This is a genomic window from Streptomyces kryoterrae, from assembly GCF_054072135.1.
The window spans coordinates 7,497,158-7,522,447 of record NZ_CM133358.1 but is presented as its reverse complement, the minus strand read 5'-3'; the positions used below and the strand labels follow the sequence as shown (position 1 = coordinate 7,522,447).

Genomic DNA, 25,290 nt, shown 5'->3' with positions numbered 1-25,290 from the left:
TCTGGCAGACTCTGTGTCCATGGGTGAGACGACCGTGACGACTAGGGAAGGCCACGACCGGGCCGCTCCACACTCCGTCACGGACGAAACGGCGGAGGGGAACGACCGCGTGGTCAAGGGACTCCTGCGCCGAGTGCGCGCTCCGCGCCGGCCACGGCTGTGGTTCGAGATCCTTCTGATCGCGATCAGTTACTGGACGTACTCACTGATCCGCAACGCCGTGCCGGAGCAGAAGACCGAGGCGCTGCGCAACGCGGACTGGCTCTGGAAGACCGAGCACACCCTGGGCATCGCCGTCGAGGAGTCGGTCAACCACACGGTCAACTCGGTGACATGGCTGATCGTGGGCATGAACTACTACTACGCGACGCTGCACTTCATCGTCACTCTCGGTGTCCTTGTGTGGCTGTACCGCAGTCACCCGGGGCGTTACGCGGCGACACGCCTGACCCTCTTCGCGACCACGGCGGTGGCCCTGGTCGGTTACTACCTGTATCCGCTCGCCCCGCCCCGGCTGATGAACGGCGGCGACTTCGTCGACACGGTGCTGATCCACCACACCTGGGGTTCGATGGCGTCCGGCGACCTCAAACACGTGTCGAACCAGTACGCGGCGATGCCGTCGATGCACATCGGTTGGTCCACGTGGTGCGGCCTGACGATCTTCGCGCTGGCCAGTGTCCCCTGGGTGCGCGTCCTCGGGCTCCTCTACCCGGTGGCCACCCTGGTGGTGATCGTCGCCACCGCCAACCACTTCTGGCTGGACGCGGTGGGCGGCCTCATGTGCCTGGCCTTCGGCTTCACGGTGGCCCGCCTCTGGTACGGCAGGCTCCCGTACGCCCTGCCGAAACTGGTCCCGGTGCGGGGGCGGGGCGGCCCACTGCTCCCGGTCAAGCCATAGGCCCGGACTTCTCCGTCTACGACGCCCCGTAGAACAGCGTCTCCACGACACCGCGGGCCCGCCGGGTGGTCCGCCGGTACGCGTCGATCATGTCGCCGACATGACCCGGCCCGTACCCCAGGTACCGCCCGACCGCGCCCAGTTCCCGCCCGTCCGAGGGGAAGGTGTCCCCGGCCCGCCCGCGCACCAGCATCACGGCGTTGCGCACCCGGGTGGCCAGCACCCACGCCTCGTCCAGTATCGCCGCGTCCTCCCCGGAGATCAGTTCGGCGGCGCAGGCGGCGGCGAGGGCCTCGCGGGTACGGGTCGTCCGCAGCCCCGGTTCGGCCCGCCCGTGCTGGAGCTGCAGCAACTGGACGGTCCACTCCACATCCGACAAACCGCCCCGCCCGAGCTTGGTGTGCAGGGTCGGATCGGCGCCGCGAGGCATCCGCTCCGACTCCATACGCGCCTTCAGGCGTCGGATCTCACGCACCGCGTCGTCGCCGAGCCCCTTCGCCGGGTAGCGCAGTGGATCGATCAGCTCGATGAAACGGCGCCCCAACTCCAGGTCCCCGGCGACGACTTCGGCCCGTAGCAGCGCCTGCGACTCCCAACCGAGGGACCAGCGGCGGTAGTACGCCTCGTACGACGGCAGGGTCCGGACCATCGGCCCCGACTTGCCCTCGGGGCGCAGATCCGCGTCGATGAGCAACGGCGGGTCGGCGCTGGGTGCTTGGAGGAGGCGCCGCATCTCGGAGACGACGGTGTTCGCGGCCTTGGCGGCCTCGTGCTCGTCGACGCCCTCCCGGGGTTCGTGCACGAACAGGACGTCGGCGTCGGAGCCGTAGCCCATCTCGTGCCCGCCGAAGCGTCCCATGCCGATGATCGCAAACCGGGTGGGCAGAGTGTCCCCCCATCCGTCCCGCACGACCGCCCGCAGGGTCCCGGCCAGGGTCGCCGCCGTGAGGTCGGAGATCGCGCCGCCGACCTGCTCCACCAGGGCGCCCTGGTCGGCCTCGGCGGGCGACTGCTCGGTGCCGTAGGAGCCGACGATGTCGGCGGCGGCCGTACGGAACAGCTCGCGCCGCCGGACACCACGCGCGGCGTACACGCCCTGTTCTCCGGACTCGGAGCGCCCGACGGCGGCCAGTATCTCCTGCTCCAGCTGGTCCCGCTCGCGCGGCTCCAGCCCGCCGGTCCCGTCACCGTCGCCGAGCAGTGCGACGGCCTCCGGGGCGCGCATCAGCAGGTCGGGGGCGAGGCGCCCGGCGGACAGGACGCGGGCCAGGTTCTCGGCGGCGGCCCCCTCGTCCCTCAACAGCCGCAGATACCAGGGGGTTCGGCCCAGCGCGTCCGACACCTTGCGGAAGTTGAGCAGCCCGGCGTCCGGGTTGGCGGAGTCGGCGAACCAGCCCAACAGGACGGGCAGCAGGGTCCGTTGGATGGCCGCCTTCCGGCTCACCCCGCTGGCCAGCGCCTCCAGGTGCCGGAGCGCGGCGGCCGGATCGGCGTACCCGAGCGCGACCAGCCGCTCCCGAGCCGCGACGGTGCTCAACCTGGTCTCGCCGGGGGCGAGTTGGGCGACAGCGTCGAGCAGCGGCCGGTAGAAGAGCTTCTCGTGCAGCCGCCGTACGACGGACGCGTGCCGCTTCCACTCCCGGTTCAGCTCGGCCACCGGATCGGTGCGCAGCCCGAGCGAGCGCCCGATGCGCCGCAGATCGGCCTCGCCCTCGGGCACGAGGTGGGTGCGCCGCAGCCGGAACAGCTGGATCCGGTGCTCCATGGACCGCAGGAACCGGTAGGCGTCGTCGAGCTGCACGGCGTCCGCGCGCCCGACGTACCCGCCGGCGGCGAGCGCGCCCAGCGCGTCCAGGGTGGTCCCGCTGCGCAGGGAGGTGTCGGCGCGCCCGTGCACCAACTGCAGCAGCTGGACGGCGAATTCGACGTCCCGCAAGCCACCCGGCCCGAGCTTCAGCTCCCGCTCCACCTCGGCGATGGGAATGTTCTCGACGACGCGGCGGCGCATCTTCTGCACGTCGACGACGAAGTTCTCTCGCTCGGCGGCATGCCAGACGAGCGGGGCGAGCGCGGCGACGTACGCCTCCCCCAGTTCGGCGTCACCGGCGACCGGGCGGGCCTTCAACAGGGCCTGGAACTCCCAGGTCTTGGCCCAGCGCTGGTAGTAGGCGAGATGGCTGCTGAGTCTGCGCACCAGCGGCCCGTTGCGGCCCTCGGGGCGCAGATTGGCGTCGACGGGCCAGATGCTCCCCTCGATGGTGGTCTCGGAGCAGATCCGCATGAGATGCGAGGCGAGCCGGGTGGCGGCCTGCAGCGCCTTGCCCTCGTCGGCCCCGTCGACGGCCTCGCCGACGAAGATGACATCGACGTCGGACACGTAGTTGAGCTCGTGGCCACCGCACTTGCCCATCGCGACGACCGCGAGCCGGCACTGTGCGGCGTCGTCGGGCGCGGCGGCTCTGGCGATGGCGAGGGCGGCGCGCAGGGTCGCGGTGGCGAGGTCGGCCAGCTCGGCGGCGGTCTCGGCGAGGTCGGTGGTGCCGCACACGTCGCGGGCGGCGATGGACAGCAGGCAGCGCCGGTAGGCGACGCGCAGCGACACGGGGTCGGTAGCCTCGGCGAGCCCCCGCTCGAACTCCTCCACCCCGGGATGGAGATCCCGGGGTTCGTACGTGGTGAGGGCCTGCCAGTCGCGGGGATGCCGGATCAGATGGTCGCCGAGGGCGGCGGAGGCGCCGAGCACCCCGAGCAACCGGTCGCGCAGCGGCTTGGCCGCTATCACCGTGTCCAGCAGCTCGTGCCGGGCGGTCCGCCCGTCCTGTGCCTCGGCGAGCCGTACGAGGCCGAGCAGCGCGAGATCCGGGTCGGCGGTCGCGCCCAGCGCGTCGAGCAGCACCGGGTCGTCCCGCATCGGGGCGAGCTCGACGCTGTCGAGAAGCCGCTCGGCGGCGGAGGGATCGGTGAAGCCGTGCCGCAGCAGCCGAGTGAAGGTACTGCTCCTGCGCCCCGGCGCCATCATCCTGGGCCTTCCCGTCGGACCATCGGATCAAGGTCGTACGCTCACGAGCGTAACCGGAGAGGCCGCGGGAAGCGCCGGCCGGACCAGCGCGATGTTCGCAGGCCGGACCGATGATTTCCGCCGCCGCTGTGCTCTTTTCGGTGGCGCCCCGCACGGATTTCGGCTTCGGTGAGGGGAGCCGTTCCGTAGAGGCGATCTGGAGGACCAGCGATGCAGTACACGCTCGAAGTCATCCCGCTGCCCGTGAGTGACATCGACCGGGCCCGGGACTTCTACCGCGACAAGGCCGGTTTCCACGTCGACATCGACCAGGAGGTCATGCCGGGGATGCGCATCGTCCAGCTCACGCCGCCGGGCTCGGGCTGTTCGATCGCCCTCGGTGACACCATCTGGGAGACGATGGACGGTCCGACGCCCGCACCGGGCTCGTACCAGGGCCTCCAGCTGTGCGTCGCCGACATCAAGGCGGCCCACGCCGAGCTGGTCGAACGCGGCCTGGAGGTGTCGGAGCCGATGCGGTTCTCGCCGGACGACGGCGCCACGTTCATGTACTTCAAGGACCCGGACGGCAACGGCTGGGCGATCCAGGAGTACCGCCAGCGCGCGGCGAAACCGCTGCACGCGCTGCTGACCGAGTCGGCGGCCGGCTCTCACTGACGGCTGTGTCCCGGGGCCGCCGCTGCGGCCCCGGGATTGTCCGGCTACCCGCTTACAGCACCGGCAGGTTCTTCCGCAGCTCGAAGGCGGTCACCTCGGAGCGGTACTCCTCCCACTCCTGGCGCTTGTTGCGCAGGAAGAAGTCGAACACGTGCTCGCCGAGCGTCTCGGCGACCAGTTCGCTGCGCTCCATGAGGGAGAGCGCCTCGCCGAGGTTCTGGGGCAGCGGCTCGATGCCCATCGCGCGGCGCTCCGCGTCCGAGAGGGCCCAGACGTCGTCGTCGGCGCCCGGCGGAAGCTCGTAGCCCTCCTCGATGCCCTTGAGGCCGGCGGCCAGCAGGACGGCGTACGCCAGGTACGGGTTCGCGCCCGAGTCCAGGGAGCGGACCTCCACGCGCGCGGAGCCCGTCTTGCCGGGCTTGTACATCGGGACGCGGACCAGGGCCGAGCGGTTGTTGTGGCCCCAGCAGATGTACGAGGGGGCCTCGCCGCCGGCGCCCGCGGTGCGCTCCGAGCCGCCCCAGATGCGCTTGTACGAGTTCACCCACTGGTTGGTGACCGCCGCGATCTCCGCCGCGTGCTTCAGCAGGCCGGCGATGAACGAGCGGCCCACCTTGGAGAGCTGGTACTCCGAGCCCGACTCGTAGAACGCGTTGCGGTCGCCCTCGAAGAGCGAGAGGTGGGTGTGCATGCCGCTGCCGGGGTGCTCGCTGAACGGCTTCGGCATGAATGTCGCGTTGACGCCCTGCTCCAGCGCCACCTGCTTCATGACCAGGCGGAACGTCATGATGTTGTCCGCCGTGGAGAGCGCGTCCGCGTACCGCAGGTCGATCTCCTGCTGGCCGGGGGCGCCCTCGTGGTGGGAGAACTCGACCGAGATGCCCATGGACTCCAGCATGGTGATCGCCTGGCGGCGGAAGTCCTGGCCGACGTGGGTCGGGGTGTGGTCGAAGTAGCCGGAGTTGTCGGCCGGGGTCGGACGGGTGCCGTCCAGCGGCTTGTCCTTCAGGAGGAAGAACTCGATCTCCGGGTGCGTGTAGAACGTGAAGCCCAGGTCGGAGCCGCGGGTGAGGGCCCGCTTGAGGACGTAGCGCGGGTCCGCGAAGGACGGCGAGCCGTCCGGCATGAGGATGTCGCAGAACATCCGGGCGGTGCCGGGGGCCTCCGCGCGCCACGGGAGGATCTGGAACGTCGACGGGTCGGGCTTGGCGATCATGTCGGACTCGTATACGCGAGCGAATCCCTCGATCGCGGAGCCGTCGAACCCGATGCCCTCGTCGAAGGCCTGCTCGAGCTCGGCCGGGGCCACGGCCACGGACTTGAGGAAGCCCAGCACGTCCGTGAACCACAGCCGGACGAACCGGATGTCACGCTCCTCCAACGTCCGGAGCACGAACTCCTGCTGCTTGTCCATCTTCCGCTTCCCCATCCTTGCTGGTCAGGCCGCCTGTCTCCCGTACCACGGAAGGCGGTCGGGCACCTGAGCATCCCACCACAACAGCATTTCATGCGCATTGCGCACCTTGATCGTCCAGCCGACCTCGGAGTGAACGCCTCGCGTACGGCAGGTGCACCGCTCTGCTCCTCATCTTGCCTGTTCGCGGCCACATCCGTAATGGGTGCCCCTGGACGGGAACCGTTGCGGGCGGTCGCGGATTACGATCAGTGGCCACCGATTACGATCAGGGACCGAACAACCGACCGGCCAACCGACCGCCCCTTTCCCCAGAAGGACCGATCCCATGGGTTCCGCCAAGAAGAGCGCCAAAGACGCCAAAGACAGTGGCAGCGCGGCGCGCAAGGCGCGCATAGAGGAGATGCGGCGCGCCGAGCGCTCGCGTGAGCGCCGGAACCGGATCCTCACGATCGGCGTGAGCGTCGTCATAGTGGCCGGCCTGGTCGTCGGTGCGACGGTCCTGGTGAAGAAGCAGTCCGACGACAGCGACACCGCGGCGACCGACTCCAAGGGCGCCGGCAAGTTCGTCACCGGCGCGGACGGCGTGAAGACCTGGGACAAGAAGCTCACCCAGAACCACGTCACCAAGACCGTGAACTACCCGATGGAGCCCCCGGTCGGCGGTGACCACAATCAGGTCTGGATGAACTGCAACGGCGACGTCTACACCAAGGCGCTCAACAACATGAACGCCGTGCACTCGCTGGAGCACGGGGCCGTATGGGTGACGTACAACAGCAAGGCGTCGAAGACCGACATCGACGCGCTCGCGGCCAAGGTGAAGAAGACGCCGTACACGCTGATGAGCCCGGACGACAAGCAGGCGGACCCGATCATGCTGTCCGCCTGGGGCAAGCAGCGCACGGTGACCAGCGCCAAGGACCCGAACGTGGACAAGTTCTTCGAGGAGTTCGTCCAGGGCAAGCAGACCCCCGAGCCGGGGGCCGCCTGCACGAACGGGCTGTCCCAGTGAGCCGGTCGGTCTGGATCGCCGGTGCCGCCGCGGCGGCGCTCGTCGCGGCCGGCGCGATCACCTACGCGGTCGCCGACGGCGACGACTCCGGGATGAAGGCACCCGCCGCCGACTCGGCGGACGCGGGCTTCGCCCGTGACATGGCCGTCCACCATCAGCAGGCCGTCGAGATGTCCTACGTCGTGCGCGACCGGACGACCGACGAGGAGATCCGGCGGCTCGCGTACGACATCTCGCAGACGCAGGCCAACCAGCGCGGCATGCTGCTGGGCTGGCTCGACCTGTGGGAGCTGCCGAAGGTGTCCTCGGACGCGCCCATGTCCTGGATGGACATGGCGGGCATGGCCGACGGCAAGGACGGCGCGCTGATGCCGGGCATGGCGACCAACACCGAGATGACGAGGCTGGGCAAGCTCAGCGGCAAGCAGGCGGAGGTCTTCTATCTCCAGCTGATGACCAAGCACCACCAGGGCGGTGTCCACATGGCCAACGGGTGTGTGGAGCGGTGCGAGGTGGGGGTGGAGAAGCGGCTCGCGCAGGGCATGGTGAACGCGCAGGAGTCGGAGATCTCCCTGATGGCGGGGATGTTGAAGGAGCGCGGCGCCAAGGCCCTTTCCTAGGGAGGGGGTTCGGCGGAGCGGTCCGGCGGAACGATTGGGACCTTAAACATCAAATCGCTTGCGTATACGTTCTCTTGGGTGCTTCTTGGCACAGCCATTCCCACCTGATTCCCCTGACATGAACGGATCATCGCGAGAGTGGCCAGCGGCGAGTGATCACTCGCCTTGCTCGCGTTGAACCGCATCAGGGGGTTCCATGAGATCCACTCGCGCCGTCAAGCGCGCCGGTGTGAGCCTGGCAGCGACACTGCCTCTGCTCGCCGGCGCGCTGGCGCTCGGCATACCCGCGGCCCATGCCGCGGACGCCCCGGGCCGGGACACGCTCGCCGGCACCAGGCCCGCGTGGGCCACCGCCAAGGCGGACAAGGGAGCCACGCCCGACAGCTCCAAGGTCACCGCCCGGGTCTACTTCGCAGGCCGGGACGCCACCGGTCTGACCGCGTACGCGAAGGCCGTCTCCGACCCGACGTCCGCCTCGTACGGCAAGTACCTCACCGCCGCGCAGGTCCAGCAGCGCTTCGGGGCCTCCCCGGCCCAGGTCGCCGCTGTCAAGGCGTGGCTGAAGGCGTCGGGCCTCACGGTCACCGGCGTCACGGCGCACTACGTCACGGTGACCGGTGACGTGGCCGCGGCCGAGAAGGCCTTCAGTACGCAGCTGCACAACTACGCCAAGGGCAAGAAGACGTACCGGGCGCCCGCGAAGGCGGCCTCCGCGCCTGAGAGCCTGCACGGTGCCGTCCTGACCGTCACGGGTCTGGACAACGCCCCGCACCACGCGACCCACGACGACACCCTGCCGGCGCCGGAGACGGTGTTCCGCAACTCGGGTCCGTTCTCCACGTACTTCGGCTCGAACACCGCCGCCTCGCTGCCGACGGCGTACGGCGCGCAGATCCCGTACGCCGTCCAGGGCTACACGGGCAAGCAGCTGCGGGCCGCGTACGGCGCGGGCAGCTGGACCGGCAAGAAGGTGCGCGTCGCCATCACCGACGCCTACGCCTCGCCGTACATCGCCGCCGACGCCGCCACCTACGCGGACGCCCACGGCGACGCCACCTACCGGAAGGGCCAGCTCAAGCAGGTCCTTCCGGCGGACTACCGGTACACCGAGGAGTGCTCCGCGGCCGGCTGGTACGGCGAGGAGACCCTCGACGTCGAGGCCGTGCACGCGGTCGCGCCGGACGCCGACATCACGTACGTCGGCTCCGCGTCCTGCACCGACGACGATCTGCTCGACTCGCTCGGCAAGATCGTCGACAAGCACCTGGCCGACATCGTCTCCAACTCGTGGGGCGACATCGAGGCCAACCAGACGCCGGACCTGGCCGCCGCCTACGACCAGGTGTTCAAGCTCGGCGCGGTCCAGGGCATCGGCTTCTACTTCTCCTCCGGCGACAACGGCGACGAGGTCGTCAACACCGGCCAGAAGCAGGTCGACACCCCGGCCAACTCGGCGTGGGTGACGGCGGTCGGCGGTACCTCGCTGGCGGTCGGCCGGGGCGACAAGTACCAGTGGGAGACCGGCTGGGGCACCCAGAAGGCCGCGCTGTCGGCCGACGGCAAGAGCTGGACGAACTTCCCGGGCGCCTTCACCTCGGGCGCGGGCGGCGGCACCAGCGCGACCGTGGCGGAGCCCTTCTACCAGAAGGGCCTCGTCCCGGACTACCTGGCCAAGGCCAACAGCTCCAAGGGCAACCGCGTCGTCCCGGACATCGCGGCGATCGCGGACCCGAACACCGGCTTCAAGGTCGGCCAGACCCAGACCCTGCCGGAGGGCGGCACCGCGTACAGCGAGTACCGCATCGGCGGTACGTCCCTGGCGGCACCGGTGATCGCGGCCGTGCAGGCCCTCGCGCAGGAGGCCCGCGGCGGCAAGGCGATCGGCTTCGCCAACCCGGCGATCTACGCGACGTACGCCTCGCACGCGAAGGTCTACCACGACGTGACCGACAACCCCACGGGGTACGGACTCGCCGTGGCACGCCTCGACTTCGCCAACGGCTACGACGCCACGGACGGGATCCTCACCTCCGTCCGCAGCCTCGGCAAGGACAGCTCGCTGCAGGCCGTACGCGGCTATGACGACGTGACCGGCGTGGGTACGCCCTCGAAGGGTTACGTGGAGTCGTACCGCCGCTGACCCGGCGACCTGCTCGACCCAAGCCCGTCCCCGGAGCGTTCACCGTCCGGGGACGGGCGCTTTTCGGGTACCCCGCTCGACCAGGAGGAAGATCACGAAACCCGCGGCGAACAGGAGCACGCCGCCGACCAGGAACGGTAGGGGGGTGTACTCCTCGGTGCACGTCTGCCCGCCCGGCGACGAACCGCAGACGTCCCCCGGGCCGCCCCGGTTCAGGTACGCGAGGTAGAAGAGCGGCAACGCCAGACCCGCGAGACCTCCGGCTACGGCGTTCCGAGGCCCCTTCCGCAGCAGGAGCCCGGCGGCCACGGCGGCCAGGACAAGGAAGACCAGCCCCACGGTCAGGAGGGCGGCGAGCCCGGCAGCCACGCACGCTCCCACCGCGAACCAGGCCAGGAACCATCCCCAGCCCGTTCTGCGGCCTTCACTGTCCACATGTGCCCCGTTGTATGTCATATCCCCTACTGAAGACGCAGCCATGACGTCCGGGCAATGCACTTCAAGATCCCATTGCCCTACCGTCAGGGAGAGATGACCCCAAGCGCCTTACCGTGAGCCCGACTTGCACCGAATAGCCGGTAAGTCGGGATCGGGTCCTCAGCCCGGCGTGGGGCGATCCACACTCCTCCACCCCCCATCGCGTCGTATTGACGATTACACTTGGCGGCGTGCCTCAACTACGCCTCGCCCTGAACCAGATCGACTCGCGCGTCGGCGACATCGCCGGAAACACGGACTCGATCCTCCGCTGGACCCGGCACTCCGCCGAGCAGGGAGCGCACCTCGTGGCGTTCCCGGAGATGATGCTGACCGGGTACCCCGTCGAGGACCTCGCCCTGCGCTCCTCCTTCGTGGAGGCGTCCCGCGCGGCCCTGCGGTCCCTCGCCACGCGCCTCGCCGACGAGGGCTTCGGCGAGCTGCCGGTGGTCCTCGGCTACCTCGACCGCTCCGAGAGCGACCTGCCGAAGTTCGGCCGCCCGGCCGGCTCCCCCCGCAACGCGGGCGCCGTGCTGCACAGGGGCGAGGTGCTCCTGACGTACGCCAAGCACCACCTCCCCAACTACGGCGTCTTCGACGAGTTCCGCTACTTCGTGCCGGGCGACACCATGCCCGTACTGCGCGTGCACGGCGTCGATGTGGCGCTCGCCATCTGCGAGGACCTCTGGCAGGACGGCGGCCGGGTCCCGGCCGCGCGCTCCGCGAAGGCGGGCCTCCTGCTCTCGATCAACGCCTCCCCGTACGAGCGTGACAAGGACGACACCCGTCTGGAGCTGGTCCGCAAGCGCGCCCAGGAGGCGGGCTGCACGACCGCCTACCTGGCGATGGTCGGCGGCCAGGACGAACTGGTATTCGACGGCGACTCGATCGTCGTGGACAGGGACGGCGAGGTGATCGCGAGGGCCCCGCAGTTCACGGAGGGCTGTGTGGTCCTGGACCTGGACCTGCCGGCGGCCCTGACAGACGCCCCGACGGGCGTGGTGGACGACGGTCTGCGTATCGACCGCGTGGTGCTGTCCGAGGAGCCGCTGCCGGCGTACGAGCCCGAGCTGACGGGCGCGTACGCGGAGCGCCTGGACGACGACGAGGAGATGTACTCGGCGCTGGTGGTGGGCCTGCGGGCGTACGTGACGAAGAACGGCTTCAGGTCGGTCCTGATCGGGCTGTCCGGCGGTATCGACTCGGCGCTGGTCGCGGCGCTCGCGTGCGACGCGGTGGGCGCGGAGAACGTGTACTGCGTGGCGATGCCGTCGAAGTACTCGTCGGACCACTCGATCGGCGACGCGGCGGAACTGGCCCGGCGGACGGGCCTCAACTTCCGTACGGTGCCGATCGCGCCGATGTTCGACGCGTACATGGACTCGCTGGGCCTGACGGACCTGGCGGAGGAGAACCTCCAGTCCCGCCTGCGGGGCACGATGCTGATGGCGATCTCCAACCAGGAGGGGCACATCGTGCTGGCGCCGGGCAACAAGAGCGAACTGGCGGTGGGTTACTCGACGCTTTACGGCGACTCGGTGGGTGCGTACGGCCCGATCAAGGACGTGTACAAGACGTCGATCTTCCGTTTGGCCGAGTGGCGCAACCGCGCGGCCGCACAACGGGGCCAGACCCCGCCGATCCCGGAGAACTCGATCACCAAGCCGCCGAGCGCGGAGTTGCGTCCGGGGCAGATCGACACGGATTCCCTGCCCGACTATCCGGTGCTCGACGCGATTCTCGAGCTGTACGTGGACCGGGACTCGGGGGCCGACGCGATCGTGGCGGCCGGGTACGACGCGGAACTGGTGACCCGGGTGCTGCGGATGGTGGACACGGCGGAGTACAAGCGGCGGCAGTATCCGCCGGGGACGAAGATCTCGGCCAAGGGGTTCGGGAAGGACCGGCGGCTGCCCATCACCAACGGGTGGCGGGAGTCGGTCTGAGGGCCCCATAACCCGCGAGGTTACCGGTTCGGAATTTCGAGCAATTCAATTTGGTTCGACATTTCGATCACACCCGTTCGGAATTTCGACCGAATTCCAACGCGACCCTGCCCTGCCTGGGAATTTGACGACTTGTTGGCCGACGCTTGACGAGTTGTTAGCGCTCGCATGCGACTCATGCCGGAAATATTGACGCAACTTCACACCGGAGCCATACTGGCGGCCATCTGACCTCCAGGTTACTCCCTCCGGTCGTTCGAAGTCCCGCACGACAACCTTTCCCACCCCCCTCCGACCCTCCCCTGAGCGCGAAAAATGTTAGCGCTCACATCGTGTACTCGCGAAGAAGTTGCACTGCATTGAGCCCGATCCAGAAAGCGGGCAACGGACAGCGGCACCTTCGGGTATTCGGCATGCCCTACAGAAACGGAGATCAACGGTGATTTCTCTTTCACGTCGTCAGCGCCTCAGAGGGATACTTCTCTCGGTCGGCGCGACCATCGCGGTGGTCGCCGGCCTCCTGGTCGGCGCCGCCGCCCCGTCGCAGGCCGCCACCTCACTCCCCTGCGACATCTACGCCGCGGCCGGAACGCCCTGCGTCGCCGCGCACAGCACCACACGCGCGCTCTACGCCGCGTACAGCGGCTCCCTCTACCAGGTGAAGCGCGCCTCGGACTCCACGACGGCCAACATCGGCACCCTCACCGCGGGCGGCTACGCCAACGCCGCGGCGCAGGACTCCTTCTGTTCCGGCACGACGTGCGTCATCACGAAGATCTACGACCAGAGCGCCAAGCACAACGACCTCACCGTCGAAGGCCCCGGCGGCAACGGCGGCCAGGACGTCGGCGCCATCGCCAACGCGCTGCCGGTGACCGTCGGCGGGCACGCGGCCTACGGGATCTTCGTGTCGGCCGGCGTCGGCTACCGCGACAACAGCACGTCGGGCGTCGCGACCGGGAGCAGCCCCGAGGGTATGTACATGGTGACCAGCGGCCACCACGTGAACAACCGGTGCTGCTTCGACTACGGCAACGCCGAGACGTCCGGCAACGACACCGGCAACGGCCACATGGACGCGCTCAACTTCGGTACGGAGTGCTGGTTCTCGTGTTCGGGTGCCGGATCGGGCCCGTGGGTCGAGGCGGACCTGGAGAACGGGCTCTTCTTCGGAGCGAACGGCTCCTACCCGAGCAACACCGGCAACAGCAGTGAGTTCGTCACGGCCCTGCTCAAGAACAACGGCACGACGACCTATGCCCTCAAGGGCGGCAACGCGCAATCGGGGTCATTGACCACTTGGTACAACGGAGCCCTGCCCAACCTGGGCGGATACACCCCGATGCAGAAAGAGGGCGCCATCGTCCTCGGCACCGGCGGTGACAACAGCAACGGCTCCGACGGCTCCTTCTTCGAAGGCGTCATGACCGCCGGCTACCCGACCGACGCCGCCGACAACGCCGTACAGGCCAACATCACCTCCGTCGGCTACACCACCCCGACCGCCACCTTCCCCGTCGCCGGCACCGCCTACCGGCTGACCAACACCAACTCGGGCAAGGTCCTGGACGCGGTGAACTGCGGTACGGCCAACGGGACCTCGGTCGATCTCTGGTCCTCGCTCGGCAACACCTGCCAGCAGTGGAAGTTCGCCAGTGCGGGCAACGGCCACTACACCATCACCAACGTCAACAGCGGCACGGTCCTGGACGACAAGAACTGCGGCCAGAGCAACGGCACGGCCGTCCAGCTGTGGGCCTCGCTCGGCAACCAGTGCCAGCAGTGGGACGTCACCCACGTCGGCAGCCACTACACGATCAGCAACGTCTACACCGGCATGACCCTGGACGTCACGAACTGCGCAACGGCCAACGGCACCGCGGTCCGCCAGTGGCAGCAGCTCGACAACACCTGCCAGCAGTGGGACATCGCGCCCTAGCCGGCACCCCCACCCCGAAGGCCTGCCGGATGCCCACACCTCCGGCAGGCCTTCGGCCTTGCGCGGGCGGGGAGGGGCCTGAGACGGGCGCCGAGATTCGTTGCTCACTACACTCCCACGATGAACAACATACGGTGCACCCAATGCGGTGCGGTGGGGCTGGAGCCGGGCTTCGTCGAGGACTCGGGACAAGGCGCTCGCGGGTTCGCGCGGTGGATCGCGGGCCCCCTTCAGCGAGGCCCGCTCGGCGGCGCCAAGAGGATGGGCCGACCGCACTGGCAGATCGATGCCTATCGTTGCCCCACCTGCGCGCACCTGGAACTGTTCGCCGCTCAGCGGGACTAGCGGCGTGGTGTGCGAGAGACAGGAACGGCCGGGCCACGGCGTGAAGAGAGCCGTACGGGTTGGGGCGATTGCGACGTCTCCCTTGACCCGTATTGCTCTCTCGCGTCGTATCTGCACCGGCATTTCGAGGCGTCGAATTGGCGGGCTCACCGCCGAGTTGGCGGGCCCATGGATGGCGCGGCTGGGCTCTCGACGGCGTGAACGTCGTGGTCACCGCAGTCCGCCCCTCGGGGCGGGCCGTCAGTGGACGACGTCGAAGACGTTCTTCTGCAGGCCGTTGGCGTACACCTCGGACTCGACGAGCTTCAGCTTCTGGGCGTCCTTGTCCGTGCCGCTGAACAGCCGCTTGCCCGCGCCGAGCAGCAACGGGAAGACCAGCAGGTGGTAGCGGTCGATGAGGCCGGCGTCGGAGAGGTCGCGGGTGAGGGTGGCGCTGCCGTGGATGATGATCGGGCCGCCCTCGGTCTCCTTCAGTGCGGCGACGTCGTCGAGCGAGCGCAGGATCGTGGTCTCGCCCCAGTTCGACACCAGGGCGTCGTCGGTGAGGGTGGTGGAGACGACGTACTTCGGCATCACCTTGTAGTCGGCGAAGTCCTCCATGTCCGGCCAGACCGGGCTGAACGCCTCGTAGCTGACACGGCCCAGCAGCATCGCGGCGGCTTCCTTCTGCTCCCGGCCCTTGATCTCGAACGCCTCCGGCAGGAACTCGACGTCCTTGAAGGTCCATCCGGCGTTCCGGTAACCGGGCTCGCCGCCCGGGGCCTCCACGACGCCGTCGAGCGAGACGAAAGCGGTGCTGATCAGGGTGCGCATCTCGGATCTCCTGGGGGACGTCTCGTGGCTGGTTCTCAGCCTTTTCTACCCTGGCTGACTCCGGTTCGCGGTGAAACTCATCGGCCGTCGTCGAGTTCGAGGGCACCCTGGAAACGCACTGGAAACGGGCGGTCGGGTGGGAAAGCACCCCCTCAGTGGTGCACCTTCTCCGCCCGCACAGGCACATGCGACGCCACCACACGCTCCCGCCCGGCCGACGGAGTCACCCCGCGACGGTCCACCACGTACGCGATCCCCGCGACGCCCAGGCCCAGCAGAGCCAAGCCCGCACCGACCAGCGCCGGAGAGGTCGCCCCGAAGCCCGCCGCCAGGGCCAGGCCGCCGATCCACGCTCCCCCGGCGTTCGCCAGGTTGAAGGCCGCCTGGTTCGCCGAGGACGCCAGCGACGGGGCCGTCGACGCCCGCTCCATCACCATCAGGTTCAGCGGCGAGCCCGTGACGAACGCCGCCACGCCGAGCAGCACGACCGCCAGGGCCGCGCTCCACGCCGTACTCATCAGCAGCGGGAACGCGCCCAGGACCGCGATCAGTGACACCAGGCCGCCGAACAGCGTGCCCCGCATCGAATGGTCCGCGAGCCGGCCGCCCACCAGGTTGCCGATCGTCGCGCCGACGCCGAACAGGGCCAGCAGCAGCGTCACGCTGGAGTCGGCGTACCCGGCGGAGTCCGTGAGCATCGGAGTGATGTAGCTGTACGCCGAGAACAGGGCGCCGAAGCCGGCCACCGTCGTGCCGAGAGCCAGCCAGACCGGCAGCGACCTCAGCGCGGCCAGTTCGCCGCGCAGCCCGGCCACCGGTGCTCCCATCCGGTCGTGCGGGATCAGCAGCGCCAGCGCAGCGATCGCCGCCACGCCGATCACGCTCACGCCGAGGAAGGTCGCCCGCCAGCCGAGCTGCTGGCCCATGGCCGTGGCCACCGGGACGCCGACCACGTTCGCGACCGTCAGGCCCAGGAACATCAGCGAGACCGAGCGGGCCTTGCGCTCCGGGGCCACCATGCTCGTGGCCACCACCGCGCCCACGCCGAAGAAGGCGCCGTGCGGCAGCCCGCTCAGGAAGCGGGCGGCCAGGAGGTAGTCGTAGGTCGGTGCGAACGCCGACAGAGCGTTGCCCGCGATGAACAGCCCCATCAGGCCCATGAGGACCTTGCGGCGCGCCATCCGGGCCGTGACCGCCGCGAGCAGCGGGGCGCCGATGACGACGCCGAGCGCGTACGCCGACACCAGGTGCCCGGCGGACGGGATCGAGACGCCCAGGTCGTCGGCGACGTCGGGCAGCAGGCCCATCATCACGAACTCGGTCGTGCCGATGCCGAAAGCACCCACAGCGAGGGCCAGCAGGGCCAGTGGCGTGGTTCTGCGGGTGGACGAGGTGGTCGGCGGCGTGGTCGGCATGGGCCGGGACATCAGAGCGCGGGGCCTTTCGAAGAGTGCGGCGGGCGTACGTCCGTACAGTTTATGTTCAAGTACGGAACAAAGCCTGTCAGGCCCAGTATTCCCCCGGGTTACGAGCCGGTTGCCGATGCCGGAATCTTCACCCGCGCCGCGATCGGCAGGTGGTCGCTCGCGGTGCGCGGCAGTGACCAGGAGCTGACCGGTTCCACGCCCTGCACCATGATCTGGTCGATCCGCGCCAGCGGGAACGACGCCGGCCAGCTGAACCCGAACCCGCTGCCCGACGCGCCCTGTGTGGAGCGCATCTGGGCGGTGACGGCGTTGAGCGCGCGGTCGTTCATCGTGCCGTTGAGGTCGCCGAGCAGGATCTTGCGCGTCAGCTTCTCGTCGTAGAGCGCCTCGCCCAGCGCGTCCGCGCTCCTGTCGCGCTGGCGGGCCGTGAACCCGGCCTCCAGCTTCACGCGTACCGACGGGAGGTGGGCGACGTACACCGCGACCGGGCCCTCCGGCGTCGCCACGGTGGCGCGCATCGCGCGGGTCCAGCCCAGCTTGATGTCCACCGGCCGGGAGGCACTGAGCGGGTACTTGCTCCACAGGCCGACGGTGCCCTGCACCGAGTGGTACTTGTACGTCGACGCGAGGGCCTTCTCGTACGTCGGGACCGCAGTCTCCGTCAGCTCCTCCAGGGCGAGGACGTCCGCGCCGGAGCCCGCCACCTCGCGGGCGGTGCCGGACGGGTCCGGGTTCTCCGCGTTGACGTTGTGGGTGGCCACCGTCAGGTCGCCGCCGGTGCCCGCGTTGCTGCCGAGCAGCCCGCCGAAGAGGTTGAACCAGACCGCCGTGGGCAGCACGACCGCGATCAGCGCCGTCGCGGAGCGCCGGATGAGCGCGACGACGAGCAGCAGCGGTACGGAGATGACGCCGAACCAGGGCAGGAACGTCTCGCTGAGGCTGCCGAGGTTGCCGATCCGGTTGGGGATCTGCGCGTGCAGCACCATCACCAGGGCGAGCAGGATCGCCAGCGCCGCGGTGATCAGGCCCCGGCGCCAGATTCTCGGATCCCCTCGCCAGCCGGCCGCCAGACGGCTCATCAGGCGCCGAAGCCGGGGTCCCCGGCGCTCGGGTCCCGAGCCTCCGTTGTCCGTCTCCGTCATGTACGCCTGCTGGGCCATACCGTCGCCTCACAACCTGCCGTGCATCCCGTCCGTCCCCCGCGCCTAAGACCCTAGGGGATGAACGGCTCCGATCTCGCCGTCTCATGACGGCCGTACGGGGACGATGACGAACAAGTCGGCACGACCAGTTCCGGTTGCCGCCACAAGATGGTCCTCTGTGACGAAACGCGCACAGTCGAGCGTCGGCCGGCCCGACAGGCGTACGAATTCCCGATTACGGGGCGGCCGGCCGCAGACCTTCCAGCAGCGTGTCCACGATCAGCTCGGCGAGACCCTCCGGCAGGTCCCCTTCGGGGCGCAGTACGGCGCGCAGGAGCATGGGGCCGAGAAAGAGGTCGTACAGGATCGCGGCGTCGACGTCCGGGCGCACCTCGCCGTTCCGCTGGCCGCGGCGCAGGAGTTCGGCGCCGAGCAGGCGGCGCGGTTCGATGACGGTGGCGTGGTACGCGGCCCAGAGTTTGGGGCTGCTCTTCATCTGCGCCTGGACGTTGTGCAGGAACGCCGAGGACCGGTTGGCCAGTCCGCGCCGGCGCAGCACCTCCAGCAGGAGGACCAGGTCGTCGCGCGTCGATGTGCCGGGCAGTTCCGGGTCGGCGGGCTCCATGACACGCATGACGTCGACGAAGAGCTCCTCCTTGCCCGGCCAGCGGCGGTAGATGGTGGCCTTGCCGACACCGGCGGTACGGGCCACCCGCTCGATGGAGATGTCCGCGAGCGGCACGCCTTCCTCCAGGAGCTGCATCACGCCCTCGATGATGGAGCGCTCCACGGCTTCGCTCCGAGGGCGGCCACGGGTGCCGCTCCGGCCGGCCAGGCCGTCCGCGAGATTCACGCGACCTGCTCCTTTCCTCGTCCTTCTGTCGTGCGTCCTGCGTTGATTCTCCCCCGCTGCTCAGGCTGCTCAGTGGTCCGCCGACGCCAACTGGGGCTTCTCCTCGCCCTCTTGGGGGGCGGCAGGGCGGCCCGGCAGGCACAGGGCGACGACCAGGGCGCCCAGGAGGGCGACGCCCGCGCCGCACAGCGCGGTGAGGTGCATCGCGTGCAGGAACGCGTCGTTGGCGGGGGCGATCAGGGCGTCGCCCTTGGGGCCGAGCTTGGCGGCGACGCCGAGGGTGGCCTCGATGGACTCGCCCGCGGTGTGCCGTACGTCGGCGGGCAGCGCGCCGAGCTTGTCCTCGATGTCACTGCGGTAGGCCGCGGAGAGGACCGAGCCGAGTACGGCGATGCCGAGAGCGCCGCCGACCTGGCGGAAGGTGTTGCTGAGCGCGGAGGCGGAGCCGGCCTTCTCGCGGGGCAGGGCCTGCATGATGACGACGCTGGTCGGGGTCATGATGTGCGCCATACCGGTGCCCATGAGGAAGAAGACGACCTCCAGCACCCAGATCGGTGTGTCGGTCTCGAACGTCGCGAACGCGGCCAGGGTCGCGGCGATCAGGAGCATCGCGGCGGTGGTCGTGGCCCGGTTGCCGAAGCGGTCGACGGCCAGCCGGGCGCGCGGCGCGAAGAGCAGCTGGGCGGCGGCCAGCGGCAGCATCAGCAGACCGGTCTGGAGGGGCGAGTAGCCGCGCACGCTCTGGGTGTAGAAGACCGAGAAGAAGGTCACACCCATCAGCGCGAAGAAGACGAGCGCGATGACGGACATCGCCGCCGAGAAGGTCTTGTTGCGGAAGTACGTCACGTCGATGGACGGGTGGTCGCTGCGCTTCTCGAACAGCACGAAGCCGACGAGTACGGCGAGACCGGCACCGATGGTCGCCAGCACCTGCGGGTCGGTGAAGTCGGCGAGCTGGCCGCCCTTGATGATGCCGTAGACGAGCAGCACCAGCCCGACGACGGACAGCACCACCCCGACGGGGTCGACACGGCCGGGCTTCGGGTCGCGGGAGTCGGGCACCAGGACCGTCATCAGGACCAGGGCGATGAGCACGATCGGCACGTTGATGAGGAAGACGGAGCCCCACCAGAAGTGGTCGAGGAGGATGCCTCCGGTGATCGGCCCGATGGCGATGGCGAGCCCGACACCGCCGGCCCAGATGCCGATGGCCTTGGGCTGCTCCTCGCGCTCGAAGACGTTCATCAGGACGGCGAGGGTGGCGGGCATCACGAAGGCGGCGCCGAGGCCCATCACGGCCCGGAACACGATGAGCTCGGTGGGCGAGCCCGCGAAGGCGGCGAAGGCGGAGCCGAGGCCGAACACCGCGAGACCGCCGAGCAGCACCTTCTTGCGGCCGAGCCGGTCGCCGAGGATCCCGGCGGTGAACAGCAGTCCGGCGAAGACGAGGGTGTAGGCGTTGATCGCCCACTCCAGCTCGCTCTGGGTGGCACCCAGGCCGGTCGGGGCGGGGGTGGAGATGGTCTTGATGGCGACGTTGAGGATGGAGTTGTCGAGCACCACGATCAGCAGGCTGAGCATGAGCACGCCGAGAATCACCCAGCGTCGCCGGTGCACGGCCTCGGGGATCCGGGGGCCGAGGGTGGATGGGCCGGCGGGAGTAGTCATGGCGGCAAGCCTAGGGCTATTTCGATACGGGACCGTCTCGTATCGAAATACTTTACCGAGACCTTACGCATGGCCGCCACTCTTCTCGCGCCGTCTCACGTCCTCTCGCGCGCGAGACGTTCAGCACACAGGCCCCACTCCACGGGCGACCACTAGCCGTTCCCGGACGGGAGGTGCCACCATGGGGGGTGATCCGGGGACGCCGTCAGGGCGCCTCGAGATGATGAAGGAGCCGTTGCCATGACGCAGCTTCAGCCTGCCCACCAGGCCTCCGCCGGCAGCACCCACGCGACGAACGCGCTGTACGGAGGCAAGGGCACACGCCGCATCACGGTCCGGGACATCACCGCCGCCAAGGAACGCGGCGAGAAGTGGCCCATGCTCACCGCGTACGACGCGATGACCGCGTCCGTCTTCGACGAGGCCGGTATCCCGGTCATGCTGGTCGGCGACTCGGCGGGCAACTGTCACCTGGGGTACGAGTCGACGGTACCCGTGACCCTCGACGAGATGACGATGCTGTCGGCGGCGGTCGTCCGGGGTACGAGCCGGGCGCTGATCGTCGGCGACCTCCCCTTCGGTTCCTACCAGGAGGGCCCGGTGCAGGCGCTGCGGTCGGCGACGCGGCTGGTGAAGGAGGCGGGGGTGGGTGCCGTCAAGCTGGAGGGCGGCGAGCGCTCGCACCGCCAGATCGAGCTGCTGGTCGAGTCCGGCATCCCCGTGATGGCCCACATCGGCCTGACCCCGCAGTCCGTGAACTCCATGGGGTACCGGGTCCAGGGGCGCGGCGAGGAGGCCGCCCAGCAGTTGCTGCGGGACGCGAAGTCCGTGCAGGACGCGGGGGCGTTCGCGGTGGTCCTGGAGCTGGTGCCGGCGGAGCTGGCCGCGGAGGTCACGCGGACGCTGCACATCCCCACGGTGGGGATCGGGGCGGGGGCGGAGACGGACGCGCAGGTGCTGGTGTGGACGGACATGCTGGGGCTGACCGGGGGGCGGATGCCGAAGTTCGTCAAGCAGTACGCGAATCTGCGTGAGGTCATGGGGAGCGCGGCGAAGGCGTTCGCGGAGGACGTGACCGGCGGGACGTTCCCGGCGGAGGAGCACTCCGTGCACTGACCGTCCGGCCGACCGACCACGGGGTTCACGGATCCCACAGAGCCACTGCGGTACGAAAGCAGCCCGCCGACTTCCCCCATCGGCGGGCTGCGGCTTTTGTTCCTCACCCTCACCCTCCCCCTCACCCTCGCCCCTACCCGTGACGCAGTCGCTCGGCTCCGGCGGTATATCGGTCAAAGCCCGAACGGGCCGCCGACGACACGGCCGGGAAACACGGCGAGGACGCCCGGCCGGGGTTCTGGCGGGGTTCTGGCACAGATCTTGGGGAGCGGTCGCGGAGCGTCACTGAAGCAGGATCATCTTGCGGAGCAGGTCGAATCCGGCACGACCGTACAGCTGTCTCTTGATCTTCTTGATGCGGTTCACAGCACCTTCGGCACCGCCGGAACTCCAGAAGGACGTCCGCCGGAGCGGACGCCCTTCTGGCTGCGCGGCGGCACCGAGGCTGACTCAGGATGAGCTGACCGGCACCTCACCCGTTTTGTCCGCGACGCCAATTCCCAGGAGTGCGCTCTTGGTTGTTCCAAGGTAGACGAGACTCGACGAGTCGAAGACCCAGGCGTAGCCCTTTGAGGAGCCCTGGAACGTAAGGCCGACGCCCTCCCGCCCCGCGGCGTCCTTGACATGACTCACGACGCGCACGTCGGGGAGCTTGGCCATGGCACGGTAGATCGCGGCGCTGAGGTCGGGCAGCAGAGTGGCGTCGTCGATGATGGCCCCGAGGTTCTCGACGACCACTTCCGTGAGGCGGCTCGCTTCCACATTCTTCGCATCGCCGGAGAGCTTCTTCAGCAGCGCGTCGGGATCGGTGGGCAGAGCCTGAAGCTGCCGGAAGGTCAGGTATCCGACGCCGCTCATGTCCATGACCATCTTCTTGGACGGGTCGTTGAGCGCGACGCCCTTCCTCAAACCGTCCCGCTTGCCGTCTACCGAATCCCATTGCTCTCGTCGGACGGACCCCTTGTACTCCTCCACCTTGAAGGTCCCCTTGCGCTTCGCGAGCTCTTCGAAATCGCGGAAGTCAACGCCCAACTCACCTGCCGACCCTTGGGACTTGGTGTAGATGTACTGGTCGCCGCGTACCGTGACCGCCGGGCGGTCGGCCGCCGCCAGGGCGATCCGGTCCAGCAACTGCGTGGCTTTCCGGTGGTCGTCCGCGGTGACACCTGCGGCAGCTGTGTCGCGCCGGCCGTCCTGTGCGCCGTCGACCGCCACTACGCCCAGGCTCACGGCGGCGGCCAGTGCCAGCGGGGCCGCGACGAGAACGAGGCGCCGCCCGGGGCGTCGGCGTGCGGGGGGCCCAGGTGATGCGCTCGGTGATGGGTTCGTCGCACCCGACTGCTCGTGGGTGGTCTCGTGAGTGATCTGCTCCATCAGGTGTTCCCTCAGTACGCGGTGGCGGTCCTGCGCGAGCACCGGACGGCCCGGCGCGGGCAGCAACTCGGCCAGATCCTGGTAGTCGACCGGCTGATCGCGTCGTCGCGGGTTGGTGTTCATCGCTTCTTCTCCTGCGTGGACCGAGCCGCCTGATGGCGGCTAACCGGTAACTGTCCGACCGTGGCGGGCCGTTGCACTCGGCTCTGCCCGGTGGCGTCTTCCGCGCCGTAATTGCCGCCTGTGCCGCCGTCGAGTTCGAGCTCAGTGAGCTTGCGCAGGCGTTTCCTCGCGCGCGAGAGCCGGGCCCGTACGGTGCCGACGGCCACGCCCAGGGCCTCGGCCGCTGTGGCGGCGTCCAGGCCCTCCCACACGCAGAGCGTGAACACCTCGCGCTCCCCGCGGCGCATCGTGCTCAATGCCTTCTGCGCGGCGGCCAGTTCCTCGGTGTCGGCCAGGCGCTGTGTCACCTCGTCGGCGAAGTCCGGCACGGGTTCGGGGGGCGGGACTCTGATGAGCGCGGCCTGGTGTCTTCGCGCCGCCCGCGCGGTGTTGCGTGTGACGTTGGTTGCGATCCCCAGCAGCCACGGGCGCAGGCTGTCGTCACCCGGAAGCACCCGCTCACGCAGCCGCCATGCCTCCAGGAAGGTCAGCGACACGATGTCGTCGGCCATGACCCAGTTGCCGGTCATCCGGACGGCGTGCCGGTGGACCACCGAAGCGTGCTCGTCGAAGAGTTGCCTGAACGCATCCGGATCCCCGGCTCGCACGCGGGCCCGCAGTGAAATCTCCACACTCCTTCCTGTCCGCCGCGAGGACCGCGCTGCGGTGATCCGCGTCACACCATGGCCGGACCAACCCCGCAGTGCACATCACCGGACCGCTGCAACCATTCCGGCTTCTCGGACCATTCGCCAGTGACGAGCCTGGGGCCCTTGCCGGGCAGACTCCGCCACGTCACTGAGGGCACGGCCGCCCTCGCCCCGGGCTGTCGACGGATGGAGGCCATGCCTGGGGGCTTGCGGTCGGAGCATGGACATGCCCTGTGGGATGAGGCTGCGATGGCGCCACATCCTGGGGAGCGGTCGCGGAAGGTCACTGAAGCAGGATCATCTTGCGGAGCAGGTCGAATCCGGCACGACCGTACAGCTGTCTCTTGATCTTCTTGATGCGGTTCACAGCACCTTCGGTGCCCCCGGAGCTCCAGTGCACGGTCAGCCCGGCGATCACGGCTTCGAGGTCGGCGATCAGTCCGCGGGCGAAGCCGGTGATCCCGGGCAGTCGCGCGTCGCGGGCGGAGCTGATCCGGTCCGGCAGGTCAGCACCCGTACGCTGGGCGAGTACCTGCGCGAAGTCGCGCACGAGTTCGTGAGTTCGCTCCAGCTCTGGGCAGGCGTCGAGCACCGCCTTGAGCTGCTTGCCTTCGTCCTCGGTGAGCGTGTCGGGGTGACGGGTGATCCAGCCGACGACGGTGCGGACGGACGGCGCCGCGGCAGCCGGCGTGGGTGCATCAGGCCACTGAAGGCGGCTGCGGGCCCAGTCGCGCAGGCTGCCGCAGGGCACCGGATGGCCGCGGTCGGCGAGCTCCTTGCGCAACTCGATGATGCTGATCTTGCCGTTCGTCTCATCGATGCGCCGTTGCAGGAAGAGCCGGTGCAGGTCGAGGCGGCTGGTGCGGGTGCGGCGTCCGGTGACCATGTCCGGCCAGCGGGCGGCGCGAGCCATGCGGCCAAGGGCGCCGCTTTGCGTCCGGGCAGGACCTCGATGGGCCGGTGGCGTTCACCGTCCGTGATCACGGTGGCGTACGAGTGCCCGCGCCGGGTGGCGAAATCGTCCGCCCCGAGCACGCGAGGCGTGGTGACCTGCGGGTCCGGCAGCGCCATGATCCGGCGCAGTAGTGTCATTCGCCCGGCGCCGAGACATAGTTGGGCAGCCAGTCGGGCGCCGGCCCGTCCGGCCAGTGCGAGCCCGATGCGCTCCAGCGTGTGGTTGAGCCTGGTAGTGAACCGCGCGTATGGGGTGGTCAGCTGCGGGAACGACTCAGCGAAGGTCCGGCGCGGACAGGTCGCGGCGTCGCAGATGAAGCGCCGGACCCACAACAGGATCACAACGCCCTGCCCACCGATCGGGAGATCCTTCAACCTGCGCTGGTAGGAGTCGTGCACCAGGTCGGAGGAGTGACCGCGGTCCGGACACCCCGCGCCGGCCGCCCGGCCTCTCGCCACGATGTCGACCGTGCCGAAGGCGGCGGACGCCGCCTCGATGTCCACGTCGTCGATCCCGTCGAACACCAGCGAGTCCCAGAACGATGAGTCGGTCTGCATGACCAGCACCGTCCCTGGTCACAGTCGACAACCACGGAGGTATGCAGAGACCTGATGGAGCGTCACTACAGACTGTCCGGCGGCGAGGCGGACGCGGTCT

20 protein-coding genes and 1 pseudogene are annotated in these 25,290 nt (G+C 69.3%); 9 read left to right on the top strand and 12 right to left on the bottom strand.

Going from position 1 to position 25,290, the window contains the following annotated elements:
• The first annotated feature begins 19 nt into the window (after nt 1-19).
• Complete coding sequence (locus ACW4TU_RS33330) at nt 20-901, top strand: phosphatase PAP2 family protein (RefSeq protein ID WP_457419292.1); 882 nt, start codon at nt 20-22, stop codon at nt 899-901.
• Between the two features lie 16 nt (nt 902-917).
• Here the strand turns inward: ACW4TU_RS33330 and ACW4TU_RS33325 are convergent, their stop codons facing one another.
• The gene (locus ACW4TU_RS33325; RefSeq protein ID WP_457419290.1) at nt 918-3,920 is read right to left on the bottom strand and encodes a bifunctional [glutamine synthetase] adenylyltransferase/[glutamine synthetase]-adenylyl-L-tyrosine phosphorylase; all 3,003 of its coding nucleotides are present in this window, start codon (nt 3,918-3,920) and stop codon (nt 918-920) included.
• 210 nt (nt 3,921-4,130) lie between these two features.
• Between ACW4TU_RS33325 and ACW4TU_RS33320 the strand changes: the two genes are divergently transcribed.
• A complete protein-coding gene (locus tag ACW4TU_RS33320; RefSeq protein WP_457419288.1) occupies nt 4,131-4,577 on the top strand; it encodes a VOC family protein in 447 nt (148 codons plus the stop codon).
• A 52-nt stretch (nt 4,578-4,629) separates the two neighbouring features.
• On the opposite strand, the gene ACW4TU_RS33315 is transcribed toward ACW4TU_RS33320, so the two are convergent.
• Complete coding sequence (locus tag ACW4TU_RS33315; protein ID WP_457419286.1) at nt 4,630-5,991, bottom strand: glutamine synthetase family protein; 1,362 nt, start codon at nt 5,989-5,991, stop codon at nt 4,630-4,632.
• A 328-nt stretch (nt 5,992-6,319) separates the two neighbouring features.
• Here ACW4TU_RS33315 and ACW4TU_RS33310 point away from each other — a divergent pair, with 328 nt between their 5' ends.
• The 3 genes from ACW4TU_RS33310 to ACW4TU_RS33300 all read left to right on the top strand — a co-directional run bounded on the left by ACW4TU_RS33310 (nt 6,320) and on the right by ACW4TU_RS33300 (nt 9,766).
• Nucleotides 6,320-7,006: a DUF3105 domain-containing protein gene (locus tag ACW4TU_RS33310; RefSeq protein WP_457419284.1), complete on the top strand. Its 687-nt coding sequence runs from the start codon at nt 6,320-6,322 to the stop codon at nt 7,004-7,006.
• On the top strand, nt 7,003-7,626 hold the full coding sequence (locus tag ACW4TU_RS33305) for a DUF305 domain-containing protein (protein ID WP_457419283.1): 624 nt from the start codon (nt 7,003-7,005) through the stop codon (nt 7,624-7,626). The genes ACW4TU_RS33310 and ACW4TU_RS33305 overlap by 4 nt, the downstream gene beginning before the upstream one ends.
• Before the next feature lie 196 nt (nt 7,627-7,822).
• Entirely contained in the window at nt 7,823-9,766 is a 1,944-nt protein-coding gene (locus ACW4TU_RS33300) for a S53 family peptidase (protein ID WP_457419281.1), read from the top strand.
• Between the two features lie 39 nt (nt 9,767-9,805).
• Here ACW4TU_RS33300 and ACW4TU_RS33295 read toward each other — a convergent pair whose 3' ends face one another.
• Entirely contained in the window at nt 9,806-10,222 is a 417-nt protein-coding gene (locus ACW4TU_RS33295; protein ID WP_457419279.1) for a hypothetical protein, read from the bottom strand.
• 212 nt (nt 10,223-10,434) lie between these two features.
• Here ACW4TU_RS33295 and ACW4TU_RS33290 point away from each other — a divergent pair, with 212 nt between their 5' ends.
• The 3 genes from ACW4TU_RS33290 (at nt 10,435) to ACW4TU_RS33280 (ending at nt 14,473) form a co-directional block, all read left to right on the top strand.
• Nucleotides 10,435-12,189 (top strand): NAD+ synthase, encoded by a 1,755-nt coding sequence (locus ACW4TU_RS33290; RefSeq protein ID WP_457419277.1) that lies wholly within the window; start codon nt 10,435-10,437, stop codon nt 12,187-12,189.
• Nucleotides 12,190-12,628: 439 nt separating this feature from the next.
• Nucleotides 12,629-14,128: an arabinofuranosidase catalytic domain-containing protein gene (locus ACW4TU_RS33285; protein WP_457419275.1), complete on the top strand. Its 1,500-nt coding sequence runs from the start codon at nt 12,629-12,631 to the stop codon at nt 14,126-14,128.
• Between the two features lie 153 nt (nt 14,129-14,281).
• Nucleotides 14,282-14,473, top strand: coding sequence for a hypothetical protein (locus tag ACW4TU_RS33280; protein WP_082417165.1), 192 nt, complete (start codon nt 14,282-14,284; stop codon nt 14,471-14,473).
• A gap of 240 nt (nt 14,474-14,713) precedes the next feature.
• On the opposite strand, the gene ACW4TU_RS33275 is transcribed toward ACW4TU_RS33280, so the two are convergent.
• The 5 genes from ACW4TU_RS33275 to ACW4TU_RS33255 all read right to left on the bottom strand — a co-directional run bounded on the left by ACW4TU_RS33275 (nt 14,714) and on the right by ACW4TU_RS33255 (nt 20,376).
• On the bottom strand, nt 14,714-15,286 hold the full coding sequence (locus ACW4TU_RS33275; protein WP_457419273.1) for a dihydrofolate reductase family protein: 573 nt from the start codon (nt 15,284-15,286) through the stop codon (nt 14,714-14,716).
• Between the two features lie 152 nt (nt 15,287-15,438).
• Nucleotides 15,439-16,701 (bottom strand): MFS transporter, encoded by a 1,263-nt coding sequence (locus tag ACW4TU_RS33270; RefSeq protein WP_457419271.1) that lies wholly within the window; start codon nt 16,699-16,701, stop codon nt 15,439-15,441.
• Between the two features lie 110 nt (nt 16,702-16,811).
• A complete protein-coding gene (locus ACW4TU_RS33265) occupies nt 16,812-17,792 on the bottom strand; it encodes an endonuclease/exonuclease/phosphatase family protein (protein ID WP_457430447.1) in 981 nt (326 codons plus the stop codon).
• Between the two features lie 298 nt (nt 17,793-18,090).
• Nucleotides 18,091-18,708 carry a TetR/AcrR family transcriptional regulator gene (locus tag ACW4TU_RS33260; protein WP_457419269.1) on the bottom strand — a complete coding sequence of 206 codons (618 nt, stop codon included), beginning with the start codon at nt 18,706-18,708 and terminating at the stop codon, nt 18,091-18,093.
• Between the two features lie 69 nt (nt 18,709-18,777).
• Nucleotides 18,778-20,376, bottom strand: coding sequence for an MFS transporter (locus tag ACW4TU_RS33255; protein WP_457419267.1), 1,599 nt, complete (start codon nt 20,374-20,376; stop codon nt 18,778-18,780).
• Between the two features lie 240 nt (nt 20,377-20,616).
• On the opposite strand from ACW4TU_RS33255, the gene panB reads away from it, so the two are divergent.
• On the top strand, nt 20,617-21,492 hold the full coding sequence (gene panB, locus ACW4TU_RS33250) for a 3-methyl-2-oxobutanoate hydroxymethyltransferase (protein ID WP_457419265.1): 876 nt from the start codon (nt 20,617-20,619) through the stop codon (nt 21,490-21,492).
• Between the two features lie 450 nt (nt 21,493-21,942).
• Here the strand turns inward: panB and ACW4TU_RS33245 are convergent, their stop codons facing one another.
• The 4 genes and pseudogenes from ACW4TU_RS33245 to ACW4TU_RS33230 form a co-directional block, all read right to left on the bottom strand.
• The gene (locus ACW4TU_RS33245; protein WP_457419263.1) at nt 21,943-22,989 is read right to left on the bottom strand and encodes a CU044_5270 family protein; all 1,047 of its coding nucleotides are present in this window, start codon (nt 22,987-22,989) and stop codon (nt 21,943-21,945) included.
• Complete coding sequence (locus ACW4TU_RS33240; RefSeq protein WP_457419261.1) at nt 22,986-23,660, bottom strand: RNA polymerase sigma factor; 675 nt, start codon at nt 23,658-23,660, stop codon at nt 22,986-22,988. Before ACW4TU_RS33240 ends, ACW4TU_RS33245 begins: the two co-directional genes overlap by 4 nt.
• 301 nt (nt 23,661-23,961) lie before the next feature.
• On the bottom strand, nt 23,962-24,591 hold the full coding sequence (locus ACW4TU_RS33235) for an ISL3 family transposase (protein ID WP_457419259.1): 630 nt from the start codon (nt 24,589-24,591) through the stop codon (nt 23,962-23,964).
• A 404-nt stretch (nt 24,592-24,995) separates the two neighbouring features.
• Nucleotides 24,996-25,190, bottom strand: a pseudogene (locus ACW4TU_RS33230) (ISL3 family transposase); the annotation flags it as partial.
• Nucleotides 25,191-25,290 lie beyond the last annotated feature (100 nt).

Excerpts from the sequence above, each read along its gene's own strand:
- ACW4TU_RS33330 (WP_457419292.1), top strand. The coding sequence starts at position 20 with ATGGGTGAGACGACCGTGACGACTAGGGAAGGCCACGACCGGGCCGCT.
- ACW4TU_RS33325 (WP_457419290.1), bottom strand. The coding sequence starts at position 3,920 with ATGATGGCGCCGGGGCGCAGGAGCAGTACCTTCACTCGGCTGCTGCGG.
- ACW4TU_RS33320 (WP_457419288.1), top strand. The coding sequence starts at position 4,131 with ATGCAGTACACGCTCGAAGTCATCCCGCTGCCCGTGAGTGACATCGAC.
- ACW4TU_RS33315 (WP_457419286.1), bottom strand. The coding sequence starts at position 5,991 with ATGGACAAGCAGCAGGAGTTCGTGCTCCGGACGTTGGAGGAGCGTGAC.
- ACW4TU_RS33310 (WP_457419284.1), top strand. The coding sequence starts at position 6,320 with ATGGGTTCCGCCAAGAAGAGCGCCAAAGACGCCAAAGACAGTGGCAGC.
- ACW4TU_RS33300 (WP_457419281.1), top strand. The coding sequence starts at position 7,823 with ATGAGATCCACTCGCGCCGTCAAGCGCGCCGGTGTGAGCCTGGCAGCG.
- ACW4TU_RS33295 (WP_457419279.1), bottom strand. The coding sequence starts at position 10,222 with ATGACATACAACGGGGCACATGTGGACAGTGAAGGCCGCAGAACGGGC.
- ACW4TU_RS33275 (WP_457419273.1), bottom strand. The coding sequence starts at position 15,286 with ATGCGCACCCTGATCAGCACCGCTTTCGTCTCGCTCGACGGCGTCGTG.
- ACW4TU_RS33270 (WP_457419271.1), bottom strand. The coding sequence starts at position 16,701 with ATGCCGACCACGCCGCCGACCACCTCGTCCACCCGCAGAACCACGCCA.
- ACW4TU_RS33265 (WP_457430447.1), bottom strand. The coding sequence starts at position 17,792 with ATGAGCCGTCTGGCGGCCGGCTGGCGAGGGGATCCGAGAATCTGGCGC.
- ACW4TU_RS33255 (WP_457419267.1), bottom strand. The coding sequence starts at position 20,376 with ATGACTACTCCCGCCGGCCCATCCACCCTCGGCCCCCGGATCCCCGAG.
- panB (WP_457419265.1), top strand. The coding sequence starts at position 20,617 with ATGACGCAGCTTCAGCCTGCCCACCAGGCCTCCGCCGGCAGCACCCAC.
- ACW4TU_RS33245 (WP_457419263.1), bottom strand. The coding sequence starts at position 22,989 with ATGAACACCAACCCGCGACGACGCGATCAGCCGGTCGACTACCAGGAT.
- ACW4TU_RS33235 (WP_457419259.1), bottom strand. The coding sequence starts at position 24,591 with ATGGCTCGCGCCGCCCGCTGGCCGGACATGGTCACCGGACGCCGCACC.